The following is an 18,949-nucleotide window of genomic DNA, read 5'->3' on the forward strand; positions in this document are numbered from 1 at the left end:
TCACGCTTTCATTATACAACGAAAGGAAACCGTCTAAAAGACTAGACGGTTTCCAAAACGGAATTTTATTCTTACGCTTTACCGTTAGAACCGAATTCGCGAATTTTACCAATAACAGTTGCTTTGATAGCGTCGCGGCCAGGTCCGATAAATTTACGAGGATCGTAAACTTCTTGGTCTTTGTTTAATACTTCACGAACAGCTTTTGTAAACTCGATTTGGTTCTCAGTGTTTACGTTGATTTTTGAAGTACCTAAAGAGATAGCTTTTTCGATATCAGCAGTTGGGATACCAGTACCACCATGTAATACTAAAGGTACGCCAGTGAAGTCACGAACTTGTTCCATTTCAGCGAATCCTAAGTTAGGCTCACCTTTGTAAGGACCGTGTACAGAACCTAAAGCTGGAGCTAGGCAATCGATACCTGTTGCTTCAACAAGGTGCTTACACTCTGCTGGGTCAGCGTAAATTACGCCTTCAGCGATTACGTCGTCTTCTTGTCCGCCAACTGTTCCAAGCTCAGCTTCAACAGATACGTTACGAGCGTGTGCGTATTCTACTACTTGTTTAGTAGTTTCAACGTTTTCTTCGAATGGGTGGTGAGAAGCGTCGATCATTACAGATGTGAAACCTGCATCGATTGCTTCTTTACATTTTTCGAAGCTTGAACCATGGTCAAGGTGAATCGCTACAGGAACAGTGATGTTCATTTCTTCGATTAAAGCTTTAACCATAGCTACAACTGTTTTGAAACCAGTCATATGACGAGCTGCACCCTCAGATACACCTAGGATTACAGGAGATTTTTCTTCTTCCGCAGCAGCTAAGATAGCTTGAGTCCACTCTAAGTTGTTCATGTTGAATTGACCAACTGCGTATTTTCCTTCTAGTGCTTTGTTTAGCATTTCTTTCATAGAAACTAAAGGCATGGTGAATCCTCCTAAAAAACGTTTTTTGTATCCGATAAGTTCTTATCGCTGGTAGTATGACCAGAATAAGGTAAAATATGTATATCTACATACCGGACTTTTTTCTACACTCAATAGGATAACAACTTGTACTCAAAAACTCAACCGTATTCACCTGCACAATAGTCCATGTAAACGCTTTTTTCCATATTTTTTATAAAAAATTCATTTTTATGCCTCTACAGCGAGCTCATTTCTCACAGCTTGACGAATTTCATCAATATCAAATGGTTTAGCAAAATGCATTAAAGCTCCTAAATCTTTTGCTTCTTGGATCATATCAAGCTCTCCATAAGCAGTCATTAAAATTACTTTAATACTCTCATCAATTTCTTTTACATGCTTTAAAATCTCTATACCATCCATGCCTGGAATTTTCATATCTAACACTAATAAATCTGGATTATCTTTTTTCACGATATCTAAAGCTTGAAATCCATTCGCTGCTTGGAATGTCTGATAACCTTCTTTTTGGAACACTTCATGTAATAACACACGAATCCCATATTGATCATCAACGATTAAAATTTTACCTTCCATAATTCCCAACCTTTCTGTGTAAGTACAAGATTTAAAGCTTCTTATATCTTAACGATTTAATTTCGCTATTCTTTGGCAAATTCCTTCCTATTCTTTCTTATTTTACCGTTTCCTATTTTGTTATGCTACCCTACGATTTCACCTTTCTAAAAAAATAAATTATAATGAAAGCCGGCAAACACGTACGAAGGGAGTAACATTATGTTAAAAATTTTTTCAACTCAATTAAGTGGTTATTTCTCCAGAGTTTCTCAAAAAGAAGAAATGAATATAGAAGATAGCGCTCGTTTACTTGCTCAAGCACTAGTTGGCGATGGTTTCATTTATTTACATGGTACAAATGAAATGGAGGGCGTTGTTGCCGAGGCACTATTCGGTGCTGAACCAATGAAGCAAGCAAAACGCTTATTTAAAAATGGTAAAGAAGCAGAAGTAACCTCTGCGGATCGTGTACTTCTTATTAGCCGTTTTTCAACAGATGAAGCGGTTGTAGAAATTGCAAAAAAACTACAAGAAGAGGGACACTCTATTGTCGGCATTTCTGCTCTTCAAGAAGGTACGGAATCACTCGAACGATATACAGACGTACATATTGATACAAAACTGTTAAAAGGTCTTATTCCAGATGATGAAGGTAATCGCTACGGATTCCCAAGTTTAATAGTAGCCTTATTTGCTTATCACGGGATCAAATTCACAATCGATGAAATGTTAAATGAATATTAAAAAAAGCGCCTTATTTCAGGCGCTTTTTTTATTACTTGCTCTCTTTATTCGTAATAGAAGCTCTTACGAAGTCATGGAACAATGGTTGTGGACGGTTTGGACGAGAAACAAGTTCTGGGTGGAACTGTGCTGCCACGAACCAAGGATGATCTTTTAATTCAATAATTTCAACTAGACGACCGTCTGGGCTTGTACCAGAGAATACAAATCCTTCTTTTTCCATATCCGGACGGAACTGGTTGTTGAACTCATAACGATGACGATGACGTTCATATACAACCGGCTCATTATAAGCATTGTAAGCATTTGTTTCTTCAGCAAGCTTACATGGGTATAGACCAAGACGAAGTGTACCACCTAGGTCCTCTACATCTTTTTGTTCTGGTAATAAGTCGATGATTGCATATGGTGTGTCAGGGTTGATTTCAGAAGAGTTAGCACCTTCTAAACCTAATACATTACGTGCAAATTCGATTGATGCAAGTTGCATACCTAAGCAAATTCCTAAGAATGGAACTTTGTTTTCACGAGCATATTGAATCGCAACGATTTTACCTTCTACACCACGATCACCGAAGCCACCTGGTACAAGGATACCATCTGTATCGCCAACTAATTCTTTTACGTTTTCTGCTGTTACGTGCTCAGCATTTACCCATTTTACTTCTACATCTGTGTCGAATGAGTAACCAGCATGACGAAGTGCTTCTACAACAGAAATATAAGCATCTTGAAGTTCTACATATTTACCAACAAGAGCGATTTTTGTTTTCTTAGAAAGATTACGCACTTTGTTAACTAGAGCAGTCCACTCTGTCATATCTGCAGCTGGATTGTCTAATTTTAAGTGGTCACAAACGATTTGGTCCATGTTTTGTTCTTGAAGAGATAATGGGACCGCATATAAAGTATCTGCATCGCGAGCTTCGATAACCGCTTTTGTATCGATGTCACAGAATAATGCAAGCTTGTCTTTCATATCTTGAGAAACAGGCATTTCTGTACGAACAACGATAATGTTTGGTTGAATACCTAAGCTACGAAGTTCTTTAACACTATGTTGTGTTGGTTTTGTCTTCATTTCACCCGCTGCTTTTAAGTACGGGATTAACGTACAGTGAATGTACATTACATTGTCACGACCGATGTCGCTCTTAATTTGACGGATTGCTTCTAAGAATGGTAGAGACTCGATGTCACCAACAGTTCCACCGATTTCTGTAATAACAACATCCGCATTTGTTTCACGACCAGAACGATATACGCGTTCTTTAATTTCGTTAGTAATGTGAGGAATAACTTGAACTGTTCCTCCTAAATATTCACCGCGACGCTCTTTTTGAAGAACTGAAGAGTAAATTTTACCTGTTGTTACGTTGCTGTATTTATTTAAGTTAATGTCGATAAAACGCTCATAGTGACCAAGGTCTAAGTCAGTTTCTGCGCCATCATCTGTTACGAATACCTCACCGTGTTGATATGGGCTCATAGTCCCTGGGTCTACGTTAATGTATGGATCAAACTTTTGAATCGTTACGTTTAAACCACGATTTTTTAAAAGTCTTCCAAGAGATGCTGCTGTAATACCTTTTCCTAAAGACGATACTACACCGCCTGTTACAAAAATATACTTAGTCATGAAAAAGCTCCCTTCTATTTTGCTGTTATATAATCACCGTTGCAAAGCGCAACGTATGTAGATAACACTGTATCCATCTTATTGTTAGACTCTTTTTATTTTCTAAACAAAAAACAAAAAAGAAAATTGCTCCCCTCATCACAAAAAGTAATAAGTAGGGAGCAATTTTCTTTTATATTTACACTTTAAAAGTATTATCGTCCTTTTTTAAAGAGCCCAAAAATGATTCTACATGGACGATAATGAAAAGTCAAGAACTACAGTTCTTCCTCTTCTTCTTCTTCAGTTTCGTCATACTCAAGTTCTTCTTCAGCGAAGTCGTCGTCATCTTCGTCTAAATCATCAAGATCGTCGTCATCTCCGTCTTCTTCTTCAAGAACCTTGTCCAAATCTTCTACATCATCATCTTCATCTTCATTTACATCTGCATCGTCGAAGTCATCTTCATCTTCTTCAATGTAGTCGTCAAAACCGTCTTCTTCAACTTTACGTTTCTTCTTCGGTTTTGGTTGAGGCAAGATTTCTTCATCAATTTGCTCGTATGGGTACCAGCTGCGTAGCCCCCAACGATTTTCTCCTAAATTAATGAAACGTCCATCGATGTTTAAGTCTGTATAAAATTGTGCGATTTTCGCATTAACTTGCTCTTGAGATAGTCCCAGCACTTGAGCGATTTCTTGAACCAACTCGTTGAATGTCGTTGCTTGTTTTTTATCCCCTAAAACGCTATGTACAACTTCAATCATTGAACATTCTTTTAGCTCTTCTGGTGAATATTGCTTAAAATCCACTTATGCGGCACTTCCTTTCATCAAATATAACCTTATATATAACGGCCTGCTTAAAAAAATCCATACTATTCATTATAAACAAAAGTCGCACAAATATGCTACAAAAAAAACGGGAAACTTTTATAGGGTAGTAAAATTATAATTTGTCTGTTCCTTATTTTGGAAGCATATGGGCCCCTTGCAATACATACCTAATTTGCATTTCTGTATATTCTTCGAGCGTATACAGTTTTTGCAGCGCCCAGCGTCTAAATCCCCACATCTGTCCTTGTATAAAAATATTATGGGCAAGAAGCTGTATTTCTTTTTTATTTAATGTAAATGTTCCATTTTCCGTACACTGTTCTAAAATATTCTCGAACATTCCTACCATTTGAAACTCCTTTTCTAATACATACGGAAGTGATTCTTTCGGTAAAAAGCGTACCTCTTGATACATTATCAATACTTCTTCCTGTAATTCATCCATCACTTTAAAGTAATTCGTTATTGCTATCTTTAAACTTTCTACACTCCCTTTTTCTGTACAAACTACTTCCTCTAATCTTTCTTTTACATGTTCATAAATACTATCACAAACTAAATACAAAACATCATCTTTTGTACGAATGTACTCATAAAGTGTCCCTATACTAAATCCAGCCGCTTTTGCAATTTCTCTCGTTGTTGTACGCGGAAATCCTTTTTGTTTAAACAGTTGCACCGCACCTTTAATCATTTGCTCACGTCTTAACGCAACTAATTTTTCATCTTTCACCGATGCATGTACATTATGTTTAACCATTCCCTTCACCTCTCTCTATTATTTTTTGGAAGGAAAAAGCGTAGGAAAATACCTACGCTTTCGTTCCTACTTCGTTAACATACGAGAAATTACAAGCCTCTGAATCTCTTGTGTTCCTTCATATATTTGTGTAATTTTTGCATCTCGCATATAACGCTCTACTGGATAATCTTTCGTATAACCGTAACCACCAAATACTTGCACCGCTTCAGTCGTCACCCTCATCGCTGTATCTCCTGCAAATACTTTTGACATCGCTGACTCTTTTCCATACGGAAGCCCTTCTGATTCAAGCCAAGCCGCTTGATATGTTAAAAGGCGTGCCGCTTCTACATCTGTTGCCATATCCGCAAGTTTAAAGCCAATCCCTTGCTGCGCCGCAATTGGTTTTCCAAATTGATGGCGCTCCCTTGCATATTCTACAGAAGCATCTAAAGCCCCTTGTGCAATACCAACAGCTTGCGCCGCAATACCGTTACGACCTCCATCTAATGTTTGCATCGCAACTTTAAACCCTTGCCCCTCTTCTCCAAGTAGATTCTCTACAGGAATACGGCAATCTTCAAACATAATTTCAGTCGTTGGTGAAGAGCGAATCCCTAGCTTGCTCTCCTTCTTCCCAACTGAAAATCCCGGTGTATCACTTTCTACAATAAATGCACTCGTACCGCGCTGCTTTGATTCAGGATCAGTTAGCGCAAAAACAACATAAATATCAGCAATACCGCCATTTGTAATGAAAATTTTTGATCCATTTAAAATATAATGGTCTCCATCTCTCTTTGCGATTGTCTTCATTCCACCAGCATCCGATCCAGATCCTGGCTCAGTTAAGCCGTATGCACCAATTTTCTTTCCTTCAGCCATCGGTCGTAAAAACTTTTGCTTTTGCTCTTCCGTCCCAAATTTAAAAATTGGCCATCCCGCAAGTGAAGTATGCGCGGACAGTGTTACGCCTGTTGAAGCACAAACGCGGGATAATTCTTCAATAGCGATTACGTACGCTAAGTAATCGCTTCCAATTCCACCGTACTCTTCAGGCCACGGAATACCGGTTAAACCAAGCTCTGCCATTTGATCAAATAATTCTCGATCAAATCGCTCTTCCTCATCACGCTCAGCTGCTGTTGGTGCCACTTCATTTTTAGCAAAATCTCGAACCATTTTTCTTATCATTTCATGTTCTTCTGATAGTTTAAAATGCATCTCCGTCTCCCCCTCGCCCTTTTATAAAGCACGGCTAATAACAAGTTTCTGTATTTCACTTGTTCCTTCATATATTTGCGTGATTTTCGCATCACGGAAAAATCGTTCTACTGGATAGTCTTTCGTATAACCGTAACCACCAAACACTTGCACCGCCTCAATCGCGACTTCAACCGCTGTCTTAGAAGCAAATAATTTCGCAATAGATGCTTCTTTACCGCATGGTAATCCCTGTGCCCTAAGAGATGCCGCTCTATATACGAGTAACCTTGCTGCTTCGACACTTGTTGCCATATCTGCAAGCTTGAAGCCAATCCCTTGCTGCGCCGCAATTGGCTTCCCGAATTGCTCTCTTTCTTTTGCATAATCAATTGCACAGCCAAGCGCCGCTTCAGCAATTCCTAACGCCTGCGCACCGATTCCAATTCGCCCAACATCTAAATTCGCCATCGCCACCTTAAATCCTTGTCCTTCTTCCCCAAGTAAATTCTCAGCTGGCACTTTCATATCTTCAAAAGTAAGTTGTACTGTACGAGAACCGAGAAGTCCCATCTTATGTTCATCTTTTCCGATGATTAAACCAGGTGTATCTTTCTCTACTATAAATGCAGAAATACCACTTTTTCCTGCCTCTGGATTTGTAGAAGCGAATACAATGTATGTACTTGCTTCACCACCATTTGTAATAAACACTTTCGATCCATTAATAATATAATGATCACCTTTTTTCACAGCTCTTGATTTCAAACTCCCTGCATCTGATCCTGCATTTGGCTCTGTTAAAGCAAATGCACCTAAATATTCCCCGGTCGCAAGTTTAGAAACATATTTTTTCTTCTGTTCTTCTGTTCCGAAATATAAAATCGGATTCATTCCAACTGACGTATGTACAGCTAAAATTACACCAACTGTTGCACTTACCTTTGAGATTTCCTCAATTGCTAGAATGTAAGATATAAAGTCCATTTCTGCCCCACCGTATTTTGCAGGCGCTGGAATACCCATTAATCCAAGCTCACCCATCTTTTGCAAAATCTCTTTCGGGAACACCCCTTGTTCCATACTAGGAACAAAGGGAGCTATTTCCTTCTGTGCAAAATCCCGAACCATTTTCCTCATCATTTGCTGCTCTTCATTAAAACGAAAGTTCATATATTCCGCCTCCATTTGCTATATATCCTTTAAATAATTTGGTAAGACCACTATGTTGTAACAAAGGGGGCATTTATTCGTAAACGTAGAATCCACGACCTGTTTTACGCCCTAACCATCCTGCATTCACATACTTACGTAATAACGGACATGGACGATATTTACTATCTCCTAATCCTTCATGCAACACTTCCATAATGTATAAACACGTATCTAAACCGATAAAATCGGCGAGTGTCAAAGGCCCCATCGGATGGTTCATACCAAGCTTCATGACTTCATCAATTGCTTCTTTCGTCGCTACACCTTCATATAACGTATAAATTGCTTCGTTAATCATCGGTAGCAAAATACGATTTGATACAAAACCTGGGAAATCATTCACTTCAACTGGTACTTTCCCAATTTTTTTCGTAATATCTTCAATTGCTTCATATACCGCATCATCGGTAGCCAAACCACGAATAATCTCAACAAGCTTCATAACTGGAACTGGATTCATAAAGTGCATACCGATTACTTTTTCCGGACGCTTCGTTACCGCTGCAATTTCTGTAATTGGCAGAGATGACGTATTCGTTGCTAAAATTGCGTGTTCTGGAGCAATTTCATCTAGATTCGCAAAGATTTTCTTTTTAATATCCATTTTCTCAACAGCTGCTTCAATAATAAGATCCGCTTCTTTCACACAATCTAAATCAAGCGTTACTGTAAGACGATTTAATGTGGCTTCCTTCTCTTCTTCCTTCATACGTCCTTTTTCTACTTGGCGTGCTAAGTTTTTCGTAATGATAGCCAATCCTCTATCTAATTGCTCTTGCTTTAAATCTTGTACCTTCACGTCATATCCTGCCATTGCACATACTTGTGCAATTCCTGATCCCATTTGTCCTGCACCAATTACAACAATGTTTTGTACACCCATTTTTTCTTCCCCCTTAATTGTTAATAAATTTTATACCCTCGAACTTTAATTAGTGAACTTCAATCATCACTGCGTCCCCTTGACCGCCACCGCTACAAATCGAAGCAATTCCAATTCCACCGCCGCGCTGCTTAAGTGCATGGATTAGTGTAACGATAATGCGCGCTCCGCTTGCTCCAATTGGATGTCCCATCGCTACCGCGCCGCCATTTACATTCAATTTTTCCGGATCAATTCCTGCGATTTCTGTACTTGCAATTGCTACCGCTGCAAAGGCTTCATTAATCTCGAATAAATCAATGTCTTCAATTGTCTTTCCTGTTTTTTCAAGCAATGCGTTAATTGCATAACCTGGAGTTCTTGGGAAATCTTTAGATTCCACTGCAATTGCTGTATGCGCCAAAATTGTCGCTAATGGCTTTCTTCCTTCTTGCTTCGCTCTGTCTTCGCTCATTAATACAAGTGCGGCACCACCATCGTTTAGTCCCGGCGCATTACCAGCTGTCACCGTCGCTGTCTTATCAAATACAGGTTTTAACTTTGCTAACTTTTCAATCGTTGTATCTTCACGTGGCGCCTCATCCTTTGCAACGACAATAGGATTGCCTTTTCTTTGCGGAATCGTTACTGGCACGATTTCCTCTTCAAAACGCCCTTCTTTATGCGCTGAAACCGCACGCTGATGGCTACGATATGCCCATTCATCTTGCGCTTCGCGAGAAATTCCATCTTCCTTTGCAACTTCTCCGCCATAAACGCCCATGTGTGTACCTGAAAATGCGCATGTTAAACCGTCAGCAACGTTTAAATCAATAACTTCGTTGTTGCCCATTCTGTATCCCCATCTTGCTCCACGTAAAATGTAAGGACTGTTACTCATCGACTCCATACCGCCAGCTACAATCAGTGATTGATCGCCAGTACGAATAATCTGATCCGCTAACGTAACCGCACGAAGCCCTGATGCACAAACTTTATTCACTGTTTCCGTCTGCACTTCCCAAGGGATTCCAGCAGCCCTCGCAGCTTGGCGCGATGGAATTTGTCCCTGCCCACCTTGAATAACCGTTCCAAATATAACTTCTTCAACATCACTAGCCGCAACATTTGCTCTTTCAAGCGCTGCTTTAATTGCAATTCCTCCAAGTTCCGTCGCTTTTACATCCTTTAAAGATCCTCCAAATTTTCCAACTGGTGTTCTTGCAGCACTTAAAATAACTGTTTTACTCATGTTTCTTTCCCCCATTTCATTTTTTAACACTGAGCGCTCGCTCGGTATCCCTACGTTGAGAAGAGGTGCAATCATTGCACCTCTTTCTAAAGTTGTATACATTCTTACAAACTACATTGCTTCTTTTTTCTGTCCGATAACAGATCGTTCTAAAATCTCTGTCACATCAAGAGTTTGAACTTTCTCTTCTACTTCTTTCGCTTTCGTTCCATCACTGATCATCGTTAAGCAATATGGACAACCTGTACCGATAATGGATGGCTGTACAGCTAATGCTTGTTCTGTACGAGCAACGTTAATACGAGAACCTGTTGTTTCTTCCATCCACATTAAGCCACCACCTGCGCCACAGCACATTCCAGTTTCACGATTACGTGCCATTTCTACAAGATTCACTCCAGGAATCGCTTTCAAAATGTCACGTGGCGCTTCGTACACTTCGTTGTATCTTCCTAAATAACAGGAATCATGGTACGTAACTGTTTCTTCAATAGCGTGAACAGGCTTTAAGCGCCCTTCTTTCACCCACTGAGCTAACAATTCTGTATGATGATAGACTTCTGCTTGCAAGCCAAAGTCCGGATACTCATTTTTAAATGTGTTATAAGCATGAGGATCAATCGTAACGATTTTCTTCACTCCTGCCTTTTCAAATTCTTCGATATTCTTTGTCGCCATCTCTTGGAATACAAATTCATTTCCGAGGCGGCGTGGTGTATCTCCAGAATTCTTTTCTTTATTACCGAGAATTGCGAATGAAATGCCTGCTTCGTTCATTAACTTCGCAAACGATATCGCAATCTTCTGACTACGATTGTCGTATGATCCCATTGAACCAACCCAGAACAAATACTCGAATTCCTCCCCAGCTTTTGATTTTTCTTTTACAGTTGGAACTGTTACTTCGTCATCACCTTGGCGCCATGTTTCACGCTCTTTACGGTTCAGACCCCACGGATTCCCTTGACGCTCGATATTTGTCATCGCGCGTTGTGCTTCCGCGTCCATTTTTCCTTCTGTTAAAACGAGATATCGACGTAAATCAATAATTTTGTCAACATGCTCATTCATAACTGGGCATTGATCTTCACAGTTACGACACGTTGTACATGCCCAAATCTCTTCTTCTGTAATAACATCTCCGATTAAACTCGGATCGTAAGCGAGCGTTGTAGACGCTGATTCTTGTTGTCCTTTTCCAGCTGCCATCATCGCTAACTGATTTCCTTGTGTATTATTGAAGGCAACTACTGGAACCCACGGTGCTTTTGATGTTACCGCAGCTCCTTTATCAGTTAAATGATCACGAAGTTTTAAAATTAAGTCCATCGGCGATAACATTTTTCCTGTTCCTGTTGCCGGACACATATTTGTACAACGGCCACACTCTACACAAGCGTATAAGTCAATAAGTTGATTTTGTCTAAAGTCTTCAATTTTACCAACACCAAATGTTTCTTGCGTTTCATCTTCAAAATCAATCTTTTCAAGCTTCCCTGGGTTTGAAAGACGACCGAAGAATACATTAGCTGGTCCTGCAATTAAATGCGCATGTTTTGATTGTGGAACATACACTAAAAACGTTAACAAAATTAGTAAATGCACCCACCAAGAAAAATAGAACACTGAAATGGCTACGGTTTCATTTATCCCGCTAAAAACGTAAGCGATTGCAGAAGCAATTGGTTCACTCCATGAAAGCTCCTCGCCATGCCATATAAGTCCCATACCGTTACCAAGTAGCACAGAAATCATTAAGCCACCGATAAAGATAAGAACAAGACCTGATTTGAAGTTACGTTTTAAACGAACAAGCTTTTCTACATAACGTCTATGAAAAGCCCAAAATACTGCAATTAAAATAACAAGTGTGACAATTTCCTGGAAGAATGTAAATGCAGGGTATAGTGGTCCAAGTGGAAGATGTGATCCTGGTGCGAGTCCTTTCCAAACGAAGTCAATTGCTCCAAATTGGACAAGAATAAATCCGTAAAAGAACATAACGTGAATGATGCCGCTTTTCTTATCTTTCAGCAGCTTTTTCTGACCGAAAACATTGACCTTAAGGAGATCCCAACGCTCTTTAAAACGACGGTCAAATTCAATTTTTTTTCCTAATTGTATGTAGGCCATTCTCGTCCGTATAAGATATACAAACAAATATCCTGCATAAGCAATAACAGCAATGGCAGCCAGCCAATTAATGATTAGTAAGCTATTCATTTTTATGCTACCCCTCTCTTTGTAAGCCCTCTTTCTTTTTTGAATATTCAAAAATATATAATTTTCTGAATTATATCCCCTATCCCCATTATATAATGAGTGAGCATTCAGTCAACAGTTTTTTGTTATAGAACAACACATTTTTTCATAAAGCTGTTTATTTCGGTGAAACTATAAAGTGAAACTTTAATCAGCAGGGGTGGTTCATCCCCCGCTGATTATTAGTTGAACCAATCGGGCTTTTACGGGCAGTTGATTTCCAAACTAGCTTCTGCTTATTCATCAATTTTTGAAATAGGAAGCTTACTGCCCGTTAAAGCGGGGTAAAGTGAAACTTTAATTAGCAGGGGTGGTTCATCCCCCTCTAATTATTAGTTGAATCAATCGGACTTTTACGGGCAGTTGATTTTCAAGCTAACTTCTACTTATTCAACAGTTTTTGAGTCGAAAGGCTTACTGCCCGTTAAAGCGGGATAAAGTGAAACTTTAACCAGTACAAGATCTATCCTCTAAAGAAATTTATAATAACAGCCGTGCTACCCGTATCATTTGTAACACACTGAAGGTGAAAAGAATGCGAAGGAGGGAATTCACTAATGCTCTACTTATCTCTTTTGTTAATATCCGTTGCTCTTTGGATTACAATTGACCTTTCATACGGGAGACTTCTTCATTTAAAACGAGTAAGCTCTCGCACTTTCCCTTTACGTCAAAGTGATTTTCACCTTTATACATACGGGAAAGATTTGTATGACGCTTTATTTACTGATATAAAACAAGCACAGCATCACATTCATATTTTATTCTTCATTGTAAAAAACGATAAAATCAGTCGTGAATTTTTAAAATTGCTGATTGATAAGGCTCAGGAAGGAATTGAAGTACGACTTTTACTTGATCGATTTGGCAGCCATTCTTTATCAAACGAAGCTATTCGCTCCCTGCAAAAACATGGTGTATCTTTTTCATTTTGTCATAAGGTAAAATTTCCTCTGCCTTTCTTTTCTGCCAATCAACGAAATCATAGGAAAATTACAGTGATTGATGGGAAAACCGGCTATATCGGGGGATTTAATATCGGTGAAGAGTATCTAGGGCATAATGAATATTTAGGATTATGGCGAGACTACCATTTACGTCTTACAGGAGAAGGGGTTCAAGATTTACAAAAGCAATTTTTGCATGACTGGTTTGATGATACGAAACAAAATTTATTAGATGCTTCTCTTTATTTTCCAAAACAAAACCCAGGTACCATCCTGCATCAATTTATTCCGACTGATGGGGCTTATTTACAGCATACTTTTTTACATTTAATTAACGCGGCAAAAAAAGAAATCTGTATCGGTACACCATATTTCATTCCTGGAAAAAAAATTATGAATGCCTTATTAAAAGCAAAAGAAAGAGGGGTTCAAATCACAATTCTTGTTCCAGAAAAAGCTGATCACCCTCTTGTTCGAGAAGCCAAATTTCCGTACTGCCGAAAATTAATACAGGCTGGTTGCAATATTTATGCATTTCAACAAGGTTTTTTTCACGCCAAAATTATTATAGTAGACGATGATATTTGCGATATCGGAACAGCAAACTTTGATATGAGAAGTTTATATATTAACCATGAAATAAACTGCCTGTTATATAATAAACATTTCATTCAAACAGTAAAAAAGAAATTCCATGAAGATCTAGAGAATGCATCTGTACTTTCCTATAGCGATGTAAACCCGCCTTCTCTTATCGATAGAGGAAAGGAATGGATTGGAACAATATTTGCTTTCTTTTTATAGGAAAGACAATGAATAAAAGAGGTGTATCTCATATGCTTATACGGTTTGGATATGTCTCACATGCAATGGCACTCTGGGACTGTTCTCCTGCCAAAACAATGACGTTTACAAGCTTTAAGAAACTCAGCAAGCAAGAGCGAGAAGACAAACTGTACCATGTTATAAGGCAAAATTTAGAGCACACAATACGTATCCTTCATTACAATATAGCGCATGAAATCCCACTATATCGCCTATCGTCTTCCATCGTCCCACTTGCAACACATCCCGAAGTCGAGTTTGACTATATTGGGGTATTCACACCACTTTGGCGTAAAATAGGGGCTTTAATTAAAGAACACCATTTACGAATAAGTTTTCATCCAAATCAATTTACGCTATTTACAAGCGACAAGCCACATATTACTACTAACGCTATTACGGATATGACTTATCATTATAAAATATTGGATGCTATAGGCATTGCAGATTCTTCTTACATTAATATTCATGTAGGTGGAGCCTATGGAAATAAAGAAAAGGCAATTGAGCGCTTCCATGAAAACATAAAAAAACTTCCTACACATATAAAAAAACAAATGACTCTTGAAAATGATGATAAAACCTATACAACCGCTGAAACTTTATCAATTTGCCAAAAAGAAAATATTCCATTTGTATTTGATTATCATCATCATATGGCCAATCTTTGCGAGGAACCACTAGAAGAGTTGCTTCCTGCAATTTTTGAAACTTGGTCACATACAAATATCTCTCCTAAAGTTCACATTTCCTCCCCGAGATCGGAAAAAGAATTTAGGGCTCATGCTGAATATATCGATTTAGAGTTTATTAAGCCTTTCTTACACATAGCAAAAAAACACAATCATAATTTCGATATTATGATTGAAAGTAAACAAAAAGACTTAGCATTATTCCAATTAATAGATGAACTTTCTGCTATAAGAGGAATTAAAAGAATAAGTGGTGCAATGTTACAGTGGTAAATTGTAACTTTGCACCATTTTTTCAAAAAAGTAATTTTTATAGTAAAAAACATCCTATTTTATATGCTATTATTTAAATTAGCATTCCCTCGAGATTCAACTTTATTGAAACGGAGTCATAATATGATTAATCAAAAAAAATATGTACAATTTGTCATAATATACATATCTATATTTGCTCTTTGGATACTCTTTATTCCAAATGAGTCGCATATAAAGGAGATTGGAATTCTTTTCTTATTCTGTTTCGCTGCACTTTTTTCTTGTCACTGTTTATATAAAGCTATTAAGAGAATGAAACGCAGTGATAAACTATTTTGGATTTTATTACTATGTACTTGCCTATGTGGATTAGTTATGGAGATAACCCTATTTCTTAGTTCACTTTCTATACATGATCAATCTATATTTTCATATAAAGCATTACCTTTTTTTATCATACAATATATTTTGCTCTTTGTTGGATTTGCTATAAAGTTTATAAAAAATTATTCTATTAAGGGGCTTTCTCAATTTTCATTCGATAGCATCTTTATTATTATTATGAACATTTATTTCACCTTAACTTTTATCTTAGACCTTTCAAGCTTCCGCATGTTAACAAAGGATACTTGGATTTTAATTGGGTATTTCATTGCACAATCATTAGTAATTTACGCCGTTATTAGCCTATATAGAAGAGAACAATATTCTTCTAGTAGAATTGCATTAATTATCGGTTTCACTATTATACTCGTATACGGTTATATTCATCTGTTTCAATTGAATTTTGGGATGAAAACTTCTGCTGAAATTAATTATTTAATACACACTGCTTCTATTTTATTAATTGGACTTTCTTCCATACTATATATTTTAGATAAACCAATGCAGCATGAAACGAAAACAAAATATTATCGATTCGATTATATACGTTTTATACTACCTTATTTTAGTATAATTATTACTTTTTCTTTTATTATCATTCAACCTTGGGATGATAAATTCATGTTAATCGGTCTCGTATTATCACTTATTTTGTTATTCTTTCGGCAACTTTACATGTGGAAAGATAATCAAGCACTAATTCATACATATGAACAGTTGACTACACAACTAGAGGACGAAGTTGAAGAAGGTGCATTTGCATTATCAAAAAGTGAACAACGTTATAAATCTTTATTCGAGGACCATCCCGATGCCGTTTTCTCTTTAAATATGAATGGCATTTTTCAACAATCTAATAAGGCGTGCGAAAGCTTATTTACTGCCTATTATTGCGAAGTGGCAAGCTATTCTCTGGTACACTTCATTGATTCAAAAGACCACGAACTACTAAAGAAGGCTTTACAAATTACAAAGGAAGGTAGGCCACAAACGTTAGAAGTTCGTACAAAAGAACAAGAAGGCTATTATTATTATCTCCATATTACACTTATCCCTACTTTTATAAACAAAGAAGTGGTCGGAATGTTTGGGATAGCACGTGATATTACCACCTTATATGAAAAACAAAAACAAGTAGAACATTTAGCCTTTCACGATGCACTTACTGGATTACCAAATCGTCGAAAGTTCGAAAAAGATTTAAAAGCCATTTTAAATACAGCCCAAACTAACGCAAATGATGTCGCCGTCATATTCCTTGATTTAGATCGATTTAAAAAAATTAACGATAGACTTGGCCATGACGTTGGAGATTTATTATTAATTGAAGTAGCAAAAAGATTACGCGGTTGCTTGCGTTCAAAAGATATCGTCGCTCGCCAAGGTGGCGATGAGTTTACAATTCTATTACCAGAAATGTACTCAGAAAAAAGTGCAATTTTTATAGCTGAACAGATTTTAACTATTTTAAACAAACCATTCTTCATTCAAGGCGAAGAACTCTCTATTACACCAAGTATCGGAATTGCGATGTACCCTGATTATGGAACTGATGTAAATGAGTTAATGAAAAATGCTGATATGGCTATGTATCGTGCGAAAGCAAATGGAAAAAACAGATTTGTTTTCTTCTCAAAAGAAATGAGTATCGCTCAAAATGAAATTCAATTCTTAGAAGGTGAACTTTCAAAAGCATTACAACAAAATGAATTTTTCCTTGAATACCAGCCACAAGTAAGCACAAAAACAAAACAAATTATCGGTTTTGAAGCATTAATACGTTGGAAGCATCCAAAACTCGGTATCGTATCTCCTGCCCAATTTATCCCTCTAGCAGAGGAAACTGGTTTTATTATTGAACTTGGCAATTGGATTTTACGTACTGCTTGTTTAGAGGCAAAAAGATGGCATAATCAAGGTTTCTCTCACTTAAAAGTTGGTGTAAATTTATCTGTTGTTCAATTTAACCATGCAGATTTAATCCCAACTATTTCAAAGGTATTGGAAGAAACAGAACTGAAACCCGAAGCACTAGATATTGAAATTACGGAAAGCATCGCAATTAATCAAAATCAATCTGTAGTTGCAAAACTAGAACAACTTCAAAATCTCGGTATTCAAATTTCAATCGACGACTTTGGAACTGGTTATAGTTCTTTAGCTTATTTAACAAAATATCCAATCAACACATTAAAAATCGCTCGAGAGTTTATTTGTGGAATTACAACTAGCCCTTTAGAAGAAGCAATTGTCTCTTCCATTATTACACTATCAAAAGAACTAAATTTAAAAGTGATTGCAGAAGGTGTAGAAACGGAAGAAGAATGGGAATTTTTACATAAACAAAATTGTGATCACATTCAAGGATTCTTTATTAGCAAACCTGTCTCTAGTAAAGACGTTTGGATGTTACTCCATAAAAAAACAACCGTCTAAGTAAGACGGTTGTTTTTTAGAACTCAAAAGGTACTTCATTAGCTAATTGTACCTCTTGATTATTATGAGAAATTATTTGGTTTTTCTCTAATGCTGTATCTCCTAATGAAATACCCCATGCCATCGCTAACGTTAGTAAACTACCAATAAGTAGTTTTTTCATATTCCATCACCCGCATTTTTTTCTTTAAATATATCATGAAAAATTATCCAGACTTTATGCAATTATGCATATTTGTTCTTTATGTCTTTTTTATTTCTTCATTTTTTTTATAAGTGATTCTTTTAATTCATGGTTTCCTAATATATCAAAAAAGAAGCATGCTTTTTCGTAAGCATCTTCAATTTCTGCTCTATCACACCCAAGTTTTGCTAGGCATTCACCTTTTCGAAAGTATAACTGTCCAATCAATGTCATACTGTTAATTCGACACGATAGGTCAATGGCTTTATTTGCGTGACAAAGCGCTTCTTCGTATTGATTGTCTATGTATAATGCTTTTGCATGATTATGTCTCACCTTCACATCAAACTCTTTATTATCATGCAATGCCTCTAATTGTTTTAATATATTTTCAAACAAATCAATACCCTGCTTCAAATAGCCGTTTTCAGCATAAATGTTTGCAATTGCATTTTCAATATAAAGGTTCTGATATACATCTATTCCTACCAGTTGTTGATTGAGCAATTTCTTTAATTCTAAAATGCAATATTCGTAATCGATTTTTTTCAATACGTAAGCAGCTACATAATATTGCCATTGAAGAAATTGCTGAAGCTCGGGATGATATTCTTCCTTTTTCAATTCATTGCATACTCTATTATAAATTTCTTTATATTTTTTTTGCTTACAAAGTAGAATAATTTGATCTTTTAACTGCTTATTCCTCTCAATATCAGAATAAATGAGTACCTCATAAAAATGAATGATGGGAACTTGTAATTTTGCTGCAATACCTTGCAATATATCCATACTTGGGTATACCGCGCCCGATTCAATTCGACTTACTTCCGATTGATGACATATGTTCTCGGATAACTGTTTTTGTGTTAATCCTCTCATCACCCTAATTTTCTTAATTTCACTTCCTAATTTTTCTGCGTGCATACTTAATCACCATCCCATTATAACAATCTAGTTTTTTAAGTTGTCATACCACTACAATAATGTTAATTCGACAAT

The 18,949-nt window shown here is 37.1% G+C and carries 16 protein-coding genes; 4 read left to right on the forward strand and 12 right to left on the reverse strand.

Annotated elements, in window-relative coordinates:
* Positions 1–71: 71 nt before the first annotated feature.
* The gene (locus ACUN13_RS24085; RefSeq protein WP_001131855.1) at positions 72–929 is read right to left on the reverse strand and encodes a class II fructose-bisphosphate aldolase; all 858 of its coding nucleotides are present in this window, start codon (positions 927–929) and stop codon (positions 72–74) included.
* Positions 930–1,139: 210 nt separating this feature from the next.
* Complete coding sequence (spo0F, locus tag ACUN13_RS24090; protein WP_445423995.1) at positions 1,140–1,508, reverse strand: sporulation initiation phosphotransferase Spo0F; 369 nt, start codon at positions 1,506–1,508, stop codon at positions 1,140–1,142.
* Between the two features lie 201 nt (positions 1,509–1,709).
* Between spo0F and ACUN13_RS24095 the strand changes: the two genes are divergently transcribed.
* A complete protein-coding gene (locus ACUN13_RS24095) occupies positions 1,710–2,234 on the forward strand; it encodes a DUF2529 domain-containing protein (RefSeq protein ID WP_025688613.1) in 525 nt (174 codons plus the stop codon).
* A gap of 31 nt (positions 2,235–2,265) precedes the next feature.
* Here ACUN13_RS24095 and pyrG read toward each other — a convergent pair whose 3' ends face one another.
* The 8 genes from pyrG to ACUN13_RS24135 form a co-directional block, all read right to left on the reverse strand.
* A complete protein-coding gene (pyrG, locus tag ACUN13_RS24100; RefSeq protein ID WP_000170460.1) occupies positions 2,266–3,873 on the reverse strand; it encodes a CTP synthase in 1,608 nt (535 codons plus the stop codon).
* Between the two features lie 257 nt (positions 3,874–4,130).
* Positions 4,131–4,664, reverse strand: coding sequence for a DNA-directed RNA polymerase subunit delta (gene rpoE, locus ACUN13_RS24105; protein ID WP_000346278.1), 534 nt, complete (start codon positions 4,662–4,664; stop codon positions 4,131–4,133).
* Positions 4,665–4,818: 154 nt separating this feature from the next.
* Positions 4,819–5,448 (reverse strand): TetR/AcrR family transcriptional regulator, encoded by a 630-nt coding sequence (locus tag ACUN13_RS24110; RefSeq protein ID WP_000238605.1) that lies wholly within the window; start codon positions 5,446–5,448, stop codon positions 4,819–4,821.
* Between the two features lie 66 nt (positions 5,449–5,514).
* Positions 5,515–6,654 (reverse strand): acyl-CoA dehydrogenase AcdA, encoded by a 1,140-nt coding sequence (acdA, locus tag ACUN13_RS24115; protein ID WP_000545544.1) that lies wholly within the window; start codon positions 6,652–6,654, stop codon positions 5,515–5,517.
* A 21-nt stretch (positions 6,655–6,675) separates the two neighbouring features.
* Positions 6,676–7,806: an acyl-CoA dehydrogenase gene (locus tag ACUN13_RS24120; protein ID WP_001011179.1), complete on the reverse strand. Its 1,131-nt coding sequence runs from the start codon at positions 7,804–7,806 to the stop codon at positions 6,676–6,678.
* A 73-nt stretch (positions 7,807–7,879) separates the two neighbouring features.
* Complete coding sequence (locus ACUN13_RS24125; protein WP_000538874.1) at positions 7,880–8,731, reverse strand: 3-hydroxybutyryl-CoA dehydrogenase; 852 nt, start codon at positions 8,729–8,731, stop codon at positions 7,880–7,882.
* A gap of 49 nt (positions 8,732–8,780) precedes the next feature.
* Positions 8,781–10,064, reverse strand: a complete 1,284-nt coding sequence (locus ACUN13_RS24130) for an acetyl-CoA C-acetyltransferase (RefSeq protein ID WP_025688609.1) — start codon at positions 10,062–10,064, stop codon at positions 8,781–8,783.
* 9 nt (positions 10,065–10,073) lie between these two features.
* Positions 10,074–12,185, reverse strand: a complete 2,112-nt coding sequence (locus tag ACUN13_RS24135; RefSeq protein ID WP_001086776.1) for a heterodisulfide reductase-related iron-sulfur binding cluster — start codon at positions 12,183–12,185, stop codon at positions 10,074–10,076.
* Positions 12,186–12,781: 596 nt separating this feature from the next.
* Here ACUN13_RS24135 and cls point away from each other — a divergent pair.
* The 3 genes from cls to ACUN13_RS24150 all read left to right on the forward strand — a co-directional run bounded on the left by cls (position 12,782) and on the right by ACUN13_RS24150 (position 17,763).
* Positions 12,782–13,975, forward strand: a complete 1,194-nt coding sequence (cls, locus tag ACUN13_RS24140; RefSeq protein WP_000966419.1) for a cardiolipin synthase — start codon at positions 12,782–12,784, stop codon at positions 13,973–13,975.
* Positions 13,976–14,007: 32 nt separating this feature from the next.
* A complete protein-coding gene (uvsE, locus tag ACUN13_RS24145; RefSeq protein ID WP_025688605.1) occupies positions 14,008–14,961 on the forward strand; it encodes a UV DNA damage repair endonuclease UvsE in 954 nt (317 codons plus the stop codon).
* Positions 14,962–15,084: 123 nt separating this feature from the next.
* A complete protein-coding gene (locus ACUN13_RS24150) occupies positions 15,085–17,763 on the forward strand; it encodes a DUF4084 domain-containing protein (protein WP_025688603.1) in 2,679 nt (892 codons plus the stop codon).
* A 16-nt stretch (positions 17,764–17,779) separates the two neighbouring features.
* Here ACUN13_RS24150 and ACUN13_RS24155 read toward each other — a convergent pair whose 3' ends face one another.
* Entirely contained in the window at positions 17,780–17,926 is a 147-nt protein-coding gene (locus ACUN13_RS24155; RefSeq protein ID WP_000734727.1) for a quorum-sensing peptide PapR, read from the reverse strand.
* Positions 17,927–18,016: 90 nt separating this feature from the next.
* Positions 18,017–18,874 carry a helix-turn-helix domain-containing protein gene (locus tag ACUN13_RS24160; protein ID WP_000542925.1) on the reverse strand — a complete coding sequence of 286 codons (858 nt, stop codon included), beginning with the start codon at positions 18,872–18,874 and terminating at the stop codon, positions 18,017–18,019.
* Positions 18,875–18,949 lie beyond the last annotated feature (75 nt).

Source organism: Bacillus cereus group sp. Bce041, assembly GCF_052646455.1.

Coding starts and splice junctions, on each gene's coding strand:
- spo0F (WP_445423995.1), bottom strand. CDS start 1,508: ATGGAAGGTAAAATTTTAATCGTTGATGATCAATATGGGATTCGTGTG.
- ACUN13_RS24120 (WP_001011179.1), bottom strand. CDS start 7,806: ATGAACTTTCGTTTTAATGAAGAGCAGCAAATGATGAGGAAAATGGTT.
- ACUN13_RS24135 (WP_001086776.1), bottom strand. CDS start 12,185: ATGAATAGCTTACTAATCATTAATTGGCTGGCTGCCATTGCTGTTATT.
- ACUN13_RS24130 (WP_025688609.1), bottom strand. CDS start 10,064: ATGTATACAACTTTAGAAAGAGGTGCAATGATTGCACCTCTTCTCAAC.
- ACUN13_RS24085 (WP_001131855.1), bottom strand. CDS start 929: ATGCCTTTAGTTTCTATGAAAGAAATGCTAAACAAAGCACTAGAAGGA.
- cls (WP_000966419.1), top strand. CDS start 12,782: ATGCTCTACTTATCTCTTTTGTTAATATCCGTTGCTCTTTGGATTACA.
- ACUN13_RS24125 (WP_000538874.1), bottom strand. CDS start 8,731: ATGGGTGTACAAAACATTGTTGTAATTGGTGCAGGACAAATGGGATCA.
- pyrG (WP_000170460.1), bottom strand. CDS start 3,873: ATGACTAAGTATATTTTTGTAACAGGCGGTGTAGTATCGTCTTTAGGA.
- ACUN13_RS24110 (WP_000238605.1), bottom strand. CDS start 5,448: ATGGTTAAACATAATGTACATGCATCGGTGAAAGATGAAAAATTAGTT.
- ACUN13_RS24150 (WP_025688603.1), top strand. CDS start 15,085: ATGATTAATCAAAAAAAATATGTACAATTTGTCATAATATACATATCT.
- ACUN13_RS24095 (WP_025688613.1), top strand. CDS start 1,710: ATGTTAAAAATTTTTTCAACTCAATTAAGTGGTTATTTCTCCAGAGTT.
- ACUN13_RS24155 (WP_000734727.1), bottom strand. CDS start 17,926: ATGAAAAAACTACTTATTGGTAGTTTACTAACGTTAGCGATGGCATGG.
- uvsE (WP_025688605.1), top strand. CDS start 14,008: ATGCTTATACGGTTTGGATATGTCTCACATGCAATGGCACTCTGGGAC.
- acdA (WP_000545544.1), bottom strand. CDS start 6,654: ATGCATTTTAAACTATCAGAAGAACATGAAATGATAAGAAAAATGGTT.
- ACUN13_RS24160 (WP_000542925.1), bottom strand. CDS start 18,874: ATGCACGCAGAAAAATTAGGAAGTGAAATTAAGAAAATTAGGGTGATG.